General features: G+C 64.5%; 11 protein-coding genes. All 11 read left to right on the top strand.

What is annotated here, in order from left to right:
- Window positions 1-51: 51 nt before the first annotated feature.
- The 11 genes from polA to uvrB all read left to right on the top strand — a co-directional run bounded on the left by polA (window position 52) and on the right by uvrB (window position 15,776).
- Window positions 52-2,736: a DNA polymerase I gene (gene polA, locus AB4Y63_RS04685; protein ID WP_441789877.1), complete on the top strand. Its 2,685-nt coding sequence runs from the start codon at window positions 52-54 to the stop codon at window positions 2,734-2,736.
- 174 nt (window positions 2,737-2,910) lie between these two features.
- The gene (locus tag AB4Y63_RS04680) at window positions 2,911-4,587 is read left to right on the top strand and encodes a DUF885 domain-containing protein (RefSeq protein WP_441789876.1); all 1,677 of its coding nucleotides are present in this window, start codon (window positions 2,911-2,913) and stop codon (window positions 4,585-4,587) included.
- Between the two features lie 11 nt (window positions 4,588-4,598).
- Window positions 4,599-5,267: a DUF4166 domain-containing protein gene (locus AB4Y63_RS04675; protein WP_441789875.1), complete on the top strand. Its 669-nt coding sequence runs from the start codon at window positions 4,599-4,601 to the stop codon at window positions 5,265-5,267.
- Window positions 5,264-6,268, top strand: coding sequence for an epimerase (locus AB4Y63_RS04670; protein ID WP_441789874.1), 1,005 nt, complete (start codon window positions 5,264-5,266; stop codon window positions 6,266-6,268). Before AB4Y63_RS04675 ends, AB4Y63_RS04670 begins: the two co-directional genes overlap by 4 nt.
- A gap of 118 nt (window positions 6,269-6,386) precedes the next feature.
- Entirely contained in the window at window positions 6,387-7,844 is a 1,458-nt protein-coding gene (rpsA, locus tag AB4Y63_RS04665) for a 30S ribosomal protein S1 (RefSeq protein ID WP_441789873.1), read from the top strand.
- A 418-nt stretch (window positions 7,845-8,262) separates the two neighbouring features.
- Window positions 8,263-9,093: a pentapeptide repeat-containing protein gene (locus AB4Y63_RS04660; protein ID WP_441789927.1), complete on the top strand. Its 831-nt coding sequence runs from the start codon at window positions 8,263-8,265 to the stop codon at window positions 9,091-9,093.
- Window positions 9,094-9,125: 32 nt separating this feature from the next.
- Window positions 9,126-9,860, top strand: coding sequence for a class I SAM-dependent methyltransferase (locus AB4Y63_RS04655; RefSeq protein WP_441789872.1), 735 nt, complete (start codon window positions 9,126-9,128; stop codon window positions 9,858-9,860).
- Between the two features lie 59 nt (window positions 9,861-9,919).
- Entirely contained in the window at window positions 9,920-10,543 is a 624-nt protein-coding gene (gene coaE, locus AB4Y63_RS04650; RefSeq protein ID WP_441789871.1) for a dephospho-CoA kinase, read from the top strand.
- Between the two features lie 176 nt (window positions 10,544-10,719).
- The gene (gene cls, locus AB4Y63_RS04645) at window positions 10,720-12,192 is read left to right on the top strand and encodes a cardiolipin synthase (protein ID WP_441789870.1); all 1,473 of its coding nucleotides are present in this window, start codon (window positions 10,720-10,722) and stop codon (window positions 12,190-12,192) included.
- Window positions 12,193-12,222: 30 nt separating this feature from the next.
- A complete protein-coding gene (locus AB4Y63_RS04640) occupies window positions 12,223-13,656 on the top strand; it encodes an ATP-binding protein (protein ID WP_441789869.1) in 1,434 nt (477 codons plus the stop codon).
- A gap of 50 nt (window positions 13,657-13,706) precedes the next feature.
- A complete protein-coding gene (gene uvrB / locus AB4Y63_RS04635; RefSeq protein ID WP_441789868.1) occupies window positions 13,707-15,776 on the top strand; it encodes an excinuclease ABC subunit UvrB in 2,070 nt (689 codons plus the stop codon).
- The last annotated feature ends 31 nt before the right edge of the window (window positions 15,777-15,807 follow it).

Genomic DNA, 15,807 nt, shown 5'->3' with positions numbered 1-15,807 from the left:
ACCTTTGCTCGTCTGCCCGCTCGCTCAAGGCGACGCTTGTAGGCTGGGTCTGTGTCGGACTCAAAAAAGCCTACCCTGATGATCATCGACGGCCATTCCCTGGCGTTCCGGGCTTTCTACGCCCTGCCTGTGGATAGCTTCCAAACCCGCGACGGGCAGCACACGAACGCCATCCACGGCTTCCTGTCGATGCTGCTCAGCCTGCTCCGCAACGAGAAGCCCACGCACATCGCCGTGGCGTTCGACATCTCCCGTTTCTCGTTCCGCACCCGCGAGTACCCCGAGTACAAGGGCACCCGCGGCGAGACGCCGTCGGAGTTCAAGGGTCAGATCCCGCTGCTGCAGGATGCCCTCGCGGCGATGAACATCCGTACCCTCACCAAAGAGGACTACGAGGCAGACGACATCCTGGCCACCCTGTCGGTACGTGGCACGGAGGCCGGCTACGACGTGCTCGTCGTTTCCGGCGACCGCGACACGATCCAGCTGGTCAACGAGAACGTCACACTGCTCTACCCGGCGAGTCAGGGCGTGTCTGCCCTCAAGCGCTACGACCCGGCCGCCGTGCGCGAGCGGTACGGCATCGATCCGCACCAGTACCCGGATATCGCGGCGCTCGTCGGCGAGACCAGCGACAACCTGATCGGCATCTCCAAGGTGGGCGAGAAGACCGCCGTCAAGTGGCTCGGCCTGTACGGCAGCCTCGACGGCATTCTCGAGCACGCCGATGAGATCAAGGGCGTCGTCGGCAACAACCTGCGGGAGCAGAAAGAGAACGCGATCCGCAACCGCCGCCTCAACCGTCTGCTCACCGACCTCGACCTCCCGGTCGAGGTGACGGAGCTTGAGCGCGCGCCGATCGACGAGCCGGCCGTGCGCGCCGTGTTCGAACGTCTCGAGTTCAAGAGTCTGCTCGACCGGGTGATCAAGCTCGAAGGCGGCGAGAACGGTGCTGTCGTCGGCGGCGCCATTGCCGGAGCAGAGCCCGAGGTGGCGCTGCCCGAGATTCCGACGGCCCCGAAGTCGCAAGACCTGCTCGATGAGGAGCTCGAGCTCTGGCTCGCCCGCAATTCAGCGGCGGCCCCGGCCGGTCTCGGCCTGACCGTCGAGGTGCAGGACGGCCACGTCATCGGGTTCGGCCTGTCGAGCGCAACCGAGAGTCTCAACCTGCCCTGGCAGACCGGCCGCAGCGACTACGCCCCGCTCGAGGCGTGGCTTTCCGGCCCCGCCCCCAAGATCATGCACGATGCGAAGCCACAGTTGAAGGCGCTCAAGCGCAGCGCACTCGCCTTCGACGGGCTCATCACCGACACCCTCGTCGCCGGCTGGCTGCTGCGTCCGGGCGGACCGGACAAGACCCTGTCCGATCTCGTCACGCGCTACCTCGACGAGACGCTCCCGATCCACGACCCCAACCAGCTGGTTCCCGACGACTCGGCCGGTGTCCCGACCGAGGCGTGGTACACGCTGCGGGTCGCCCCGGCCATTCTCGAGGCGCTCGACGGCGGCTCGCTCCGAGTTCTCACCGACATCGAGATTCCCACCCTGCTGGCCCTCGTCGACATGGAGCTGGCCGGTGTCGCCGTGTCGCACGACGAGCTGTCAGAGCTGTCCACCCAGCTGAGCGAGAGCGTCGCCAACCTGGCCGCGTCCGCATTCGCGGAGATCGGCCGTGAGGTCAACCTGGGCTCACCGAAACAGCTCCAAGAGGTGCTTTTCGACCAGCTGGCAATGCCCAAGACGCGCGCCAACAAGACCGGGTTCACGACGGATGCCGGTGCCCTCGCCGACCTGCAGGCCAGCAACCCGCACCCGTTCCTCGGCCTCCTGTTGCAGCACCGCGACGCGACGAAGCTGCGCCAGATCGTGGAGACCCTCGACAAGGCGATCGACGAAACCGGACGCATCCACACCAACTACGTGCAGATCGGAACGGCAACCGGGCGCATCTCCTCGAACGACCCCAATCTGCAGAACATCCCGGTGCGTACCGAGGAGGGCCGGCGCATCCGTGCCGCCTTCCATGCGGGCGACCAGGCCGAGTCGTTGCTGACCGCCGACTACTCGCAGATTGAGATGCGGATCATGGCGCACCTGTCGGAGGACGCCGGCTTGATCGAGGCGTTCAACGAGGGTGAAGACCTGCACCGTTTCGTCGGCTCCCGCATCTTCGGCGTCGCGCCGGAAGATGTCTCGAACGAGATGCGCTCCAAGGTCAAGGCGATGTCCTACGGTCTGGCCTACGGCCTCAGTGCCTTCGGACTCTCGAAGCAGCTCCGCATCGAGACCAAAGAGGCGAAGAAGTTGATGACCGACTACTTCGAACGCTTCGGCGCCGTGCGCGACTACCTGCGTCACGTCGTCGAACAGGCCAAGGTCGACGGCTACACCGAGACGATCTTCGGTCGCCGCCGCCCGTTCCCCGAACTGCACAGCCCGAACCGGGTGCTGCGCGACAACGCGGAGCGCGCGGCGTTGAACGCCCCGATTCAGGGGTCGGCCGCCGACATCATGAAGATCGCGATGAACCGCATCGCCGTCGACCTGCGCGAGAAGCAGCTCGACTCGCGCATGCTGCTGCAGGTTCATGACGAATTGATCTTCGACGTCGCGCCAGGGGAGTGGGACGCCTTGAAAGACGTCGTCACGCACCGCATGCAGACCGCCGCCGAGCTGCTGGTGCCGCTCGACGTGCACGTCGGCCGCGGCACGAACTGGGATTCGGCCGCGCACTAGGCGGCGATCGGTGTCACCGGATACCGCAAGGATTGCCTGAGCGGCACCGGATACCGCACACATGGTGCGGCATCCGGTGCCGTTTGCTGTTTTTCCGGACGCATGTGCGCCTGATTTCGCAAGCGATGTGCGTCGCGGTTGCATCGGGCAGATGATTCACGCCAGGCTGAAGCCATGAGCAACGACATTCAGCGCACTCCCACCGCGATCGACCAGATCGCCGAAGACTGGGTCGACACCCTCGTCGAACTCGACCCGACCATCGGCACCTACATCGGGCGCACCCACGTCAACGACCGTTTCGGCGACTACTCGCCGGCCGGCCACGAACGCACAGTCCACGAGATCACGCGCGTCATCGCGAAATTGGATGCGGCCACCGCCGTCGACGAGGTCGACGTCGTCACGCAGACCGATCTGCGGAGCGCCCTCGCCCTCGAGCTGGAGAGCGCAGAGGCCCAGCTGCAGCTGCGCGACCTGAACGTGATCGCGTCGCCGGCCCAGAGCATCCGTGAAGCCTTCGACCTCATGCCCACCGACAGCACTGACGACTGGGAGATGGTCTCCCAGCGCCTCGCCGCGCTGCCGGCCGCCGTCGAGGGCTATATCGAGACGCTCCGTCTTGGCATCGAACGCGGCGTCACGCCGGCCAAGCGCCAGGTGCGCGAGGTCATCGAGCAGGCCAAGCGCACGGCCGCGGCCGACGGCTTCTTCACCAGCTTCGTCGCCGGCGCGCGACTCGAATCGGGAGGCGTCCCCGCCGCCCTGGCCGCCGACCTCGACGCCGGCGCACGTGTCTCGGCCGAGGCCTACAACACCCTCGCCTCCTTTCTCAGCGACGAGCTGGAACCCGCCGCGACCTCGAAAGATGCCGTCGGCCGCGAGATCTACGAGCTCGCCTCCCGCCGGTTCCTCGGCGCGAAGATCGACCTCGACGAAACCTACGAGTGGGGCATCGAAGAACTCGCCAGAATGGTCGAGGAGCAGGAGAGCATCGCCGACCAGATCAAGCCGGGAGCCAGCGTGCTCGAGGCCATCGAGCTGCTCGACGCCGACCCCGCGCGCAAGCTCTACGGCACCGATGCGCTGCAGAAGTGGATGCAGGAGACGAGCGACAAGGCTGTCGCCGAGCTCTCGGCCACCCAGTTCGACATTCCCGAGGAGATCCGTCGGCTGGAATGCATGATCGCCCCGACCCAGGAGGGCGGGATCTACTACACCGGTCCGACCGACGACTTCTCGCGAGCCGGCCGCATGTGGTGGTCGGTACCCGTCGGCGTCACCGAGTTCGACACCTGGCGCGAACTGACCACGGTCTACCACGAGGGCGTTCCGGGCCACCATCTGCAGATCGGCCAGGCCGTCTACAACCGAGCGACGCTGAACACCTGGCGCCGCCAGTTGGCCGGCACCTCAGGCCACGCCGAAGGTTGGGCGCTGTATGCCGAGCGCCTGATGGAACAGCTCGGCTACCTTGACGACCCCGCCGACCGTCTCGGCATGCTCGACGGGCAGCGGATGCGCGCCGCCCGCGTCGTACTCGACATCGGCGTGCACCTCGAGAAGCAGCTGCCCGACGGTTCGGGCCCCTGGACGGCCGATTACGCGTTCGACTTCCTCGGCAAGAATGTGAACATGAACGACGGCTTCGTGAAGTTCGAGGTGAATCGCTACCTCGGCTGGCCGGGCCAGGCGCCCTCGTACAAGGTCGGCCAACGCATCTGGGAGCAGCTGCGCGACGAGTGCCAGGCGCGGGAGGGGGCAGCTTTCTCGATCAAGGACTTCCACAAGCGCGCCCTTGATCTCGGCGGTGTCGGACTCGACACACTGCGTTCGACCCTGCTGAAGTAGCGGCAGTCGAGGTGTCGGGGGATCCGCAACAACCAGTACCGGCAGAGCGTCTCTCGCCGTATGAGACGGTCTGGCGCGGAATTCCCGACACCCTGCATTCCCGCTTGCGGGACTACTGCGGGGCCATCCCGCCGGGTCACCACGGCTACGGGCACGGCGTCTTCCAACGTGTCGGCACCCCCAGGCGCTGGCTCTGGCCGTTCCTCTGGCTGTTCGGGCGGCCGGATGTCGTGTTCCCCGGCTGGCACCAGAACGTCCCGTTCACGGTGATCAACCGACCGGCGTGCTCCCCGTCCGGCGCTGCAGCCGTCGCCGCCTCCCGCACTTTTCGTTTCACGTCGGGTGACCGCACCATGGTTGACGCGATCACCGCCGAATCGGCGCCGATCGGCCTCGTCGACTATCTCGGCGCCCACCGCCGCGTGCGGGCGTCGCTTGAGGCGAGCGTCGTCGACGGCTCGATGCACCTCGACTCGACCGTTGTCGCGCTGCGAATCGGTCGCCGCTGGCTGACGCTGCCTCAGGTGCTCTCGCCACACGTCACCCTGGTGGAACGCTTCGACGATGTCGTCGGGCTGCAGCGCGTGGCGATGACTCTCACGGCGCCGCTGATCGGTACGGTGTACGAGTACGCGGGGTCGTTCAGCTATGGCCTCCGCGAGGGGGATGGTTCAGCGTGACTCAGCATCAGCATGCCGTACCGCGGCGCGTCGTGATCGCCGGCGGTTCGGGCTTCATCGGGCAGTATCTGTCCGAGGCGTTTCGCGCCGACGGCGCCGAGGTGAGCCTGATCGGCCGCTCGGGTCCCGACGCCCGGTGGGGCGACACCGCCGCGATCAGCCGGCTGCTCGACGGGGCCGACCTGCTGGTCAATCTGGCCGGCAAGAGCGTGAACTGCCGGTACACCCCGGTGAACCGTGCCGAAATCATGCGCTCTCGCGTCGAGACCACCCGTGAATTGGCCACGGCCATCCGGGCCTGTGCCACGCCGCCACCGCTCTGGGTCAACTCGTCGACGGCCACCATCTACCGGCATGCCGAAGACCACCCGATGACCGAGGCGGATGGTGAGATCGGCACCGGGTTCTCGGTCGGCATTGCCACGGCCTGGGAGAAGGAGCTCTTTGCCGGGGAGCTCCCCGGCACGCGACGGGTCGCGCTCCGGATGGCCATCGTGCTCGGTGACGGCAGTGCGCTGATCCCGCTGATTCGCCTCGCGCAGTTCGGCCTCGGCGGGTCGCAGCTCGACGGACGCTGGCCGTCCACCCGGGCACGACGGGAAGCCGGCACGTTCCACGAACGGCGGACCGGCGGCGGACACCAGCGCTTCAGTTGGATCCACATCGACGACGTGCTGGGCATCATCCGTTACCTCGTCGATCACGACGAGATCGACGGCGTGATCAACGCCGCGGCCCCCGAACCCGAAGACAACAAGCGGATGATGGCGGCCCTGCGGCGCGCGGTCGGCGCGCCGGTCGGCATCCCGACGCCACGCTGGATGCTGGAAACCGGGTCCGTCCTGATTCGTACTGAAACTGAACTTGTGCTGAAGAGTCGCTGGGTGATTCCGGAACGACTCGTGAGTAGCGGCTATGCGTTTTCGTACCCGAATTTGGAGCCGGCACTCACTCAAATCGTGCATAATCGCGGCTTGCTGAAGACGCGGCCAAACAGCTAAGCTTGAACGTCACGTTCGTGACGAACTATCCGCTGCCGGTGCGGAGTAACCAGAGTGTCGAAACTTGACGTTCTGCCTGTGCCGGCCCGATATATGTCCATACTGGAGCAACTACTACATGACAATCGCAACGACCGACAAGGCACCCAAGCAGGTCGCCATCAATGACATCGGATCTGCTGAAGACTTTCTCGCCGCGGTCGAAAAGACGCTGAAATTCTTCAACGATGGAGACCTCATCGAGGGCACCGTCGTGAAGATCGACCGCGACGAGGTACTCCTCGACGTGGGATACAAGACCGAGGGCGTCATTCCCTCCCGCGAACTTTCCATCAAGCACGACGTTGACCCTTCCGAGGTTGTCAAGGTCGGCGACCTGGTTGAGGCCCTCGTTCTTCAGAAAGAAGACAAAGAAGGCCGCCTCATCCTGTCGAAGAAGCGTGCTCAGTACGAGCGTGCATGGGGCGACGTTGAGAAGATCAAGGATGAAGACGGTGTTGTCACCGGTTCAGTCATCGAGGTTGTCAAGGGTGGCCTCATCGTTGACATCGGTCTCCGTGGCTTCCTTCCCGCCTCGCTCATCGAGCTGCGTCGCGTTCGCGACCTGACCCCGTACCTGGGCCAGGAAATCGAAGCGAAGATCCTCGAACTCGACAAGAACCGCAACAACGTCGTTCTGTCGCGTCGTGCGCTGCTCGAGCAGACCCAGTCTGAGAGCCGCACCACGTTCCTCAACAACCTCCAGAAGGGACAGGTCCGCAAGGGCATCGTCTCGTCGATCGTCAACTTCGGTGCGTTCGTCGACCTGGGTGGCGTTGACGGTCTGGTTCACGTTTCAGAACTCAGCTGGAAGCACATCGAGCACGCCAGCGAGGTCGTTGAGGTTGGCCAGGAAGTCACCGTCGAGATCCTCGAGGTTGACCTGGAGCGCGAGCGCGTCTCCCTGTCGCTCAAGGCTACGCAGGAAGACCCGTGGCAGGTATTTGCCCGCACCCACGCCATCGGCCAGGTTGCACCGGGTAAGGTCACCAAGCTCGTTCCGTTCGGTGCGTTCGTTCGCGTTGCCGAGGGAATCGAAGGCCTCGTCCACATCTCCGAGCTGTCCGGCAAGCACGTTGAGCTCGCTGAGCAGGTTGTCTCGGTCGGCGACGAGGTGTTCGTCAAGGTCATCGACATCGACCTCGAGCGTCGCCGCATCTCGCTGAGCMTCAAGCAGGCCAACGAGGGTGTCGACCCCGAAGGCACCGAGTTCGACCCGGCGCTCTACGGCATGCTCACCGAGTACGACGACCAGGGCAACTACAAGTACCCTGAAGGATTCGACCCGGAGACCAACGAGTGGCGCGAGGGCTTCGAGACCCAGCGCGAGAAGTGGGAGCAGGACTACGCTGCAGCCCAGGCTCGTTGGGAAGCGCACAAGAAGCAGGTTGCTTCGGCAAACGACGAGGTCATCGCTGTCGGCGACGTCGCGTCGGCTGCTGGCTCCTCCTTCTCGAGCGAGACCGCAGGCGCCGGCACCCTTGCCGACGACGAGGCTCTTGCCGCACTGCGCGAGAAGCTGTCAGGCGGCAACTAGTCAGCTTGAACGCGTACTCCTCGGAGTAGTCGCTAAGTGAACTACAGACTGGCCGCACCCTTCGGGGTGCGGCCAGTTTGCGTTAACCAGGGCTTGCTGACCAGCTAGTCTGACGTCAGTGCCAATTCATATTTCTCTGTGACTCAGAGTCCTTCCAGTAGCTTCAGTTCGCTCCGGATCAGTGCGATTCGCGTCGGAGTGGTGATTCAGTGTGCCCGCGCAGGGAACTCCATTGTGAGTTCCCCGACGCACCGGCCCTCTCTCGAACTCACTACTGAAAGTGCCTATTCACATGACATCGTCGGATTCTTCCGCACCCTTTTCGTCTGCCACTGACACGTCGTCTGCCGCGGGCGCACCGTCTGGCTCCACACCGTCTGGCTCCACACCGTCTGGCTCCACACCGTCTGGCTCAACTCTGGCTGGCCGGCAATCCCTGCGAGCTGACTGCGGCAATTGCTTCGCACTCTGCTGCACAGCTTTCGGATTCTCGCGCTCCGCAGATTTTCCCATCGACAAACCGGCCGGTACCCCGTGCAGCAACCTCGCCTCTGACTTCTCCTGCACGATCCATGACAGCCTCGGGCCGCGCGGTTTCCGTGGCTGCACGGTCTTCGACTGCTTCGGAGCAGGCCAATACGTGTCGCAGCGGCTCTACGCCGGAAAGAGCTGGCTCGAAAACCCTGAGACGAAAGCCGAAATGTTCTCCGCGTTCGCTGCCGCGCGACAGCTGCATGAGATGCTCTGGTACTTGGCAGAGGCTCAGGCGCGCACCTTCGATCCGGATGCCTCAGATCGCGTGACACGGCTCAGCGACACGATCGGACAGGCCGTCGGTGGCGAGCTGACGGATCTGCTCGAATTGAATGTTCAGGACCTTCACTCCCAGGTGCGGTCAACGCTGATTGACGTCAGTCTGGAAGTCCGGGCTTCGTATCTCGCCGCTGGCGACGACCATCTCGATGCCGCGCTGAAGCCGGGCGCTGACCTGATGGGCCAGAATCTGAGGTCACGCCGCTTGTGCGGGGCTGACCTCAGGGGCGCCTATCTGATCGCCTCGGATCTGCGGGGGAGTGACCTGTCTGGCGCGGATCTGCTCGGCGCCGACCTCCGTGACGCGCGGCTCGACGGCGCTGACCTCTCCCAGTCGCTGTTCCTCACCCAGCCGCACGTCAACGCGGCTCGGGGCACGCTCCTCACCCTTCTTCCGGCAGATCTCGAGAGGCCCTCACACTGGCAGAACGGATGACCGACATCCGGCGCCCGACGTAGGCTCGATGCATGCAAGAAGGTCGCCTCCACGTTCACGCCGAATCGTTCCAGGCGGGAGCCGACGCGTACGACGCCCATCGGCCGTCGTACCCGCGCGAGACCGTCGCCTGGCTGCTCGGAAACGCCGGTGAGGTTGCCGACATCGGTGCGGGCACCGGCAAACTCACCGGCCTCCTGGTCGAGCTCGGAGCCCGCGTCGTGGCCGTCGACCCGTCGGCGGACATGTTGCGGGTGCTCCGCGCGCATTTTCCCACCGCGCAGGCGATTGAGGGAGTGGGGGAGCGCATCCCGCTGCCTGCCTCGTCGGTCGACCTGGTGACATACGCCCAGGCCTGGCACTGGGTCGACGTTGCCGCGGCGAGTGCCGAAGTGCGGCGCGTTCTTCGCCCCGGGGGCCGGTTGGCCCTCGTCTGGAACAGCCGGGACGAATCGGTGCCCTGGGCCAACGAACTGTCGCGGGCGATGAACCCGGGGCAGCATGCGGCCGGTGCCTTCGCGCCCGTGCTGGGCGAGGATTGGGCTCTGATCGACCAACGCGTGGACCGGTGGATGCAGGAGACCACGCGCGACGGCATCCGGAACCTGGTGACGACGCGCAGCTATTATCTCGTGGCCGGTGACGCCGAAAAGGCCGCCATCCTTCGGCGTGTTGAGGCCGTTCTCGACGCTCACGCCGAGACGCGGGAAGACCCAATACAGCTGCCGTATCTCACCGAGACCTGGATCGCAGCGCCCACCGGGTAGTCGTCGGTGGTTTCCATACGGAGCGGGAAGTTCCATGCGGCGCCGCTAGCATTGCAACCGTGTATCTGATTGGACTCACCGGCGGGATCGCAGCAGGCAAGAGCACCGTGGCCAACCGGCTCGTCGAACACGGTGCCGTGCACATCGACGCGGACCAGCTTGCCCGCGCCGTCGTCGAACCAGGAACGCCCGGGCTCGCGGCAATCAGCGAGACCTTCGGCGCTGGCGTGATCCGGGCCGACGGCAGTCTTGACCGTGCTGCCCTGGGCGCCCATGTGTTCAGCAACGCCGCCGAGCTCGAAAAGCTGAACGCGATCGTGCATCCCGCGGTGCGCGAGCTGTCCGATTCTCTGATCCGCGAAGCCTCGGCCGATCCGCAGGCAGTAGTCGTCTACGACGTGCCGCTGCTGATCGAGGCGAGCACCGCCCAGCCGCATGCCCATCCGTTCGATCTTATTGTTGTCGTGCATGCCAGCGAGGAGACCCGATTGCGCCGCATGGTCGAGCTCCGGGCGATGAGCGAGACGGATGCCGCGAATCGCATCAACTCGCAGGCCAGCGACGCCGAGCGGTTGGCCGTCGCCGACGTCGTGATCGACACCGACGGCACACTCGAGCACACGCTGGCGCAGGTTGATGAGCTCTGGGAACGGGCGCACAAAGCCGCTGCGCTCTCGCACTAATCTCGGCGCGGATTATCCCGCTGGGCGCGCGCTTTTACCCGCGCCGAACGGAATACACCGCGCGCAGATTTTGACGGGCTGCCGCCGAACCGAAGAACTTTTTTGTACCACCCGGGGCCAACTACTGGCATACTCACGACCATGCCGCGTGCAGCGGCCATCGGGGAAGGTGCCACGTGATCAGTGACCTCACGGCGATTACCGGCGGCGTACTTGTCGTCGTAGATCTCGCCATCCGCATCACCGCCCTCATCATTGTTCCGCGAGACCGCAAGCCCACTGCGGCGATGGCCTGGCTGCTCGCGATCTTCCTCATCCCGTTCGTCGGCATCATCCTGTTCCTCCTGATCGGCAACGTCTCGCTGCCGAAGAAGCGTCGTCAGAAGCAGGACGAACTCAACACGATGATCACAGAGCGTGCCGCGCACGTCGATCTCGTGACCGATCGCGACACCTGGCCCGACTGGTTCGCGTCGCTCGTGCGGCAGAACCAGGCGGTGGGCGCGCTGCCGGCCGCCGGAGGAAACACGGCGCTTCTGATCGGCGAGTACCAGGCGTCGATCGATGCGATGGCGACGGAGATCGACACGGCAACCCGCTTCGTGAATGTGGAGTTCTACATCGTCTCGTTCGATGCGACCACGCGAGGTTTCTTCGCCGCTCTCGAACGCGCCGTGCAACGTGGCGTCCAGGTGCGCCTCCTCGCCGACTATGTGGCTTCCCGGCGCGTGTCCGGCCACGACGAGACGTTCGCCGAACTCGACCGCATCGGGGTGAAATGGAGCTACATGCTCCCAGTACGCCCGTTCAAGGGGGAGTACTCCCGGCCCGACCTGCGCAACCACCGCAAGCTCGTCATCGTCGACGGCCTGGTGGCATTCGTCGGCTCCCAGAACCTCATCGACCGCAGCTACAACTCGCCGAAGAACCTCAAACGCGGGCTCAAGTGGCAGGAGCTGGTGACCCGGGTCTCCGGCCCGATCGTGGCGGCGACGAATGCCGTGTTCCTCTCCGACTGGTACTTGGAAACCGACGAGCTGCTCGGTGACGAGGCCAACCTTCCCGCCATCGATGTGCCGCGGGACCCGTCGGCGGATGCCCTCGTCTGCCAGGTCGTGCCCAGCGGCCCTGGCTACGACAGCGAGAACAACCTGCGCCAGTTCTTGACCTTGGTGACTTCGGCTCAGCGCAAGGTGATCATCACGAGTCCGTACTTCGTGCCGGATGAGGCGATGATGTACGCGATCACCTCCGCCTGCCAGCGCGGCCTGGATGTGCAGCTCTTCGTCTCTGAGATCGGGGACCAGGGGTCGGTCTGGCACGCCCAGCGCTCGTACTATCGCCCGTTGCTCACGGCCGGTGTGACGATCTGGCTCTACCAGGCACCGTTCATTCTGCACTCGAAGCACCTCTCGATCGATGACGACGTGGCGGTGATCGGATCGAGCAATATGGACATCCGCTCGTTCGCCCTCAACTCGGAGGTGACTTTGCTCGTGCGGGGAACCGAGTTCGTGCGGCAGATGCGGGAGGTAGAGCAGGGCTACCGCGACGCCGGACGCGTGCTCACCCTCGAAGAATGGGACAAGGAACCGGCGACGGCCACCTTCCTCGACGGTGTTGCCCGACTCACCTCTGCACTGCAGTAGCGCAGGACGGCACAACGGGGAAGAGGAATCATGGAACATTCGGCTGTGTTGACCGCATTCCAGCCCGGCCCCGTGGCGACAGCTGACTCGCTCGATGGGCGCCACTTTCAGTTTGCCGGCGCGGCCGACGATTCGGCAAACTCCGGCGACTTCGTGACCATTCACTCGCCGGGAAGTCCGGTCAGGGTCGGGCAGATCGAGGATGTGACGCTGACCATGGGATCGGCGCCGTATGGCTCCGGCCGCGTGATCGGTCAGCTGAAAGCCGATGGCCGGCTCGACACTCGAACGTTCAGCCGGTTCTCCGCTGCAGAGGTGCGCCCGGCAGATCCGGGCACCCTCGACCGGTTCTATCCCGAATCTGTGCCGACAGTGGGAATCGGGACGGTGATGGCGGCGGGCGACGTCTCGGCCCGGTTGCTCTCACGTCGGTTCAACCGTCACACTTTCTGGTGTGGCCAGAGCGGGTCCGGAAAGACCTATGCCCTCGGTGTCGTTCTCGAACAGCTTCTCATTCACACCGAGCTGCCGATGGTCATCTTCGACCCGAATGCCGACTTCGTTCGGCTGCGTGAGCTCCGTCACATCGGCGGTGCCGACGCCGAGTCTGACGGGCAAAAGGCGTTGACCGAGCGCACAATCCGGGTGTTGCGGCCCGATTTGGACGATCACGACCCTCTGCGGGTGAAATTCACCGACCTCCCGCTGCGCGGAAGAGCGGCGGTATTCCGGTTGGATCCGCTGGCCGACAGGGAGGAGTACAACGAGCTGGCCCGGTTGGAAGAGACGGTCGGCAGCCTGAGCCCCGAGATGATCGCGCCGAAGCTGCGCGCGAGCAACAGTGCGGCTGCGCACGCGTTGGCCGACCGAATCGAGAATTTGAGCCTCACCGACTGGGACGTCTGGGCCGGCGGCAAAGCAGCGGTCACCGACATCATCGACTCCCGGCCAGACGCGACGGTATTGGACCTCGGCGGGTTCACCTATCCGGATGAGCCGCTCCTCGTCGCGATGGCCGTGCTGGACGATCTGTGGGCGAAACGGGAGCAACGGCGGCCGATCTTGATCGTCATCGACGAGGCGCACAATTTCTGTTCGCCCGAGCAGAACAGCCCGCTCCACACGGCCGTCCGTGACCGGATCATTCAGATCGCGGCCGAAGGCAGAAAATTCGGCCTCTGGCTTCTGCTCTCGACGCAGCGGCCATCCCGGGTGCATTCGAGCATCGTCTCGCAATGCGACAACCTCGTGTTGATGAAGATGAGTTCTCCCGTCGATCTTGACGAACTCGCGACGATCTTCGGCTTTGTCCCGGCCGCGATGCTGGCCAGGTCACCGCGCTTCCTTCAGGGAGAGGGATTGTTCGCCGGTGGATTCGTACTCGCTCCGACCATGGTCACGATGGGCGGTCGCCTCACCGAAGAGGGCGGTGCCGATGTGGACGTTCCCCTGCGCGCTCGGTGATCGTGAGGGATCGACAGCCGCGTGTCGGTGGTGCTTTGTAGACTGGGGCCATGGAACCAACGCGCTCCGTTCATCCGTTTGAGGTCATCAGCGAATACACCCCGAGCGGCGACCAGCCTGGTGCAATCGCCGACCTCGCCGCCCGCATCAACGCCGGTGAAACCGACGTCGTCTTGCTCGGTGCGACAGGAACCGGCAAGTCCGCGACGACGGCGTGGCTGATCGAGCAGGTGCAGCGCCCCACGCTCGTGCTCGCGCACAACAAGACGTTGGCGGCCCAGCTGGCCACCGAGTTCCGCGAGCTGATGCCGAACAACGCCGTCGAGTACTTCGTCTCGTACTACGACTACTACCAGCCTGAGGCCTACGTTCCGCAGACCGACACCTTCATCGAGAAAGACTCCTCGATCAACGCCGAGGTCGAGCGACTCCGGCACTCGACGACGAACTCACTGCTCAGCCGCCGCGATGTCATCGTGGTCTCGACGGTGTCGTGCATCTACGGCCTCGGCACCCCAGAGGGCTACCTCGAAGCGATGATCGCCCTGCAGGTGGGCCAGCGCATCGACCGCGACTGGTTGATCCGCAAATTCGTCTCGATGCAGTACCAGCGCAACGATGTCGACTTCTCGCGTGGCAACTTCCGGGTGCGCGGCGACACGATCGAAATCATCCCGATGTATGAAGAGCTCGCCATTCGAATCGAGATGTTCGGTGACGAGATCGAAGCGCTCTACAGCCTGCATCCGCTGACCGGCGACATCGTGCGCAAACTCGACTCGGTGTCGGTGTTCCCCGGGTCGCACTATGTCGCCAGCAACGACGTGATGCAGCGCGCGATCGTCAGCATCAAAGAAGAACTCGAGGTGCGCCTCGAACAGCTTGAACGCGAAGGAAAGCTGCTCGAAGCGCAGAGGCTTCRCATGCGCACGACCTTTGACCTCGAGATGATGGAGCAGATCGGTTTCTGTTCCGGCATCGAGAACTATTCGCGGCACATTGACGACCGCAAGCCGGGGGAGGCCCCGCACTGCCTGCTCGACTATTTTCCCGACGACTTTCTCGTCGTGATCGACGAGTCGCATGTCACAGTTCCGCAGATCGGCGCCATGTATGAGGGCGATTCCTCCCGCAAGCGCACCCTCGTCGATCACGGCTTCCGTCTGCCGAGTGCGCTCGACAACCGTCCGCTCAAATTCGGTGAGTTCAAGAACCGTGTCGGCCAGACCGTCTACCTGTCGGCAACGCCGGGCAAGTACGAGATGGGCATCGCCGACGGCATCGTCGAGCAGATCATTCGCCCGACCGGCCTGATCGACCCCGAGGTCGTGATCAAGCCGAGCGCCGGGCAGATCGACGATCTGCTCGAAGAAATCCGCAAACGTACCGCTCTCAATGAGCGTGTGCTCGTGACGACGCTGACCAAGAAGATGGCCGAGGAACTCACCGACTTCTTCACGGAGGCCGGCGTGCGGGTGCGCTATCTGCACTCGGATGTCGACACGCTGCGCCGAGTCGAGCTTCTGTCTGAGCTGCGGGCCGGCATTTATGACGTGCTCGTCGGCATCAACCTGCTGCGTGAAGGTCTCGACTTGCCGGAGGTCTCGCTCGTCGCCATCCTCGACGCCGACAAGGAAGGATTCCTGCGGTCGTCGACGTCACTCATCCAGACCATCGGTCGCGCCGCGCGCAACGTGTCCGGCGAAGTGCACATGTATGCCGACCGGATCACACCGTCGATGACGCACGCCATCGAGGAGACGAACCGACGGCGCGAAAAGCAGGTCGCCTACAACACCCTCCATGGCATCGACCCGACACCGCTCCGTAAGAAGATCGCCGACATCACCGACATACTCGCGCGCGAAGAGGCCGACACGGCCGAACTTCTCGCCGGGCGCGACAAGCGCAAGAAAGCGCCGACGCCCAATCTGCGCCGGGAGGGTCTTGCCGCGAACGGTGCCAACGACCTCGAATCGATCATCCTCGACCTCAACACACAGATGCTCGAGGCTGCCGGGGAGCTCAAGTTCGAGCTCGCCGCCCGGTTGCGTGACGAGGTGTCTGAGCTCAAGCGGGAGCTGCGTCAGATGGAGAAGGCCGGCCACCTGAGCTCGTAGCGGCAGAGCACGAGGCCGAGCGGGCACGCTT

It is taken from the genome of Leifsonia sp. YAF41 (assembly GCF_052113185.1).
Lineage (GTDB): Bacteria > Actinomycetota > Actinomycetes > Actinomycetales > Microbacteriaceae > Cryobacterium.
This window is presented reverse-complemented; position numbering and strand designations above follow the sequence as displayed.

Bases quoted from the DNA above. Each gene is read 5' to 3' on its own strand.
- AB4Y63_RS04680 (WP_441789876.1), top strand. From the start codon at position 2,911: ATGAGCAACGACATTCAGCGCACTCCCACCGCGATCGACCAGATCGCC.
- AB4Y63_RS04655 (WP_441789872.1), top strand. From the start codon at position 9,126: ATGCAAGAAGGTCGCCTCCACGTTCACGCCGAATCGTTCCAGGCGGGA.
- AB4Y63_RS04640 (WP_441789869.1), top strand. From the start codon at position 12,223: ATGGAACATTCGGCTGTGTTGACCGCATTCCAGCCCGGCCCCGTGGCG.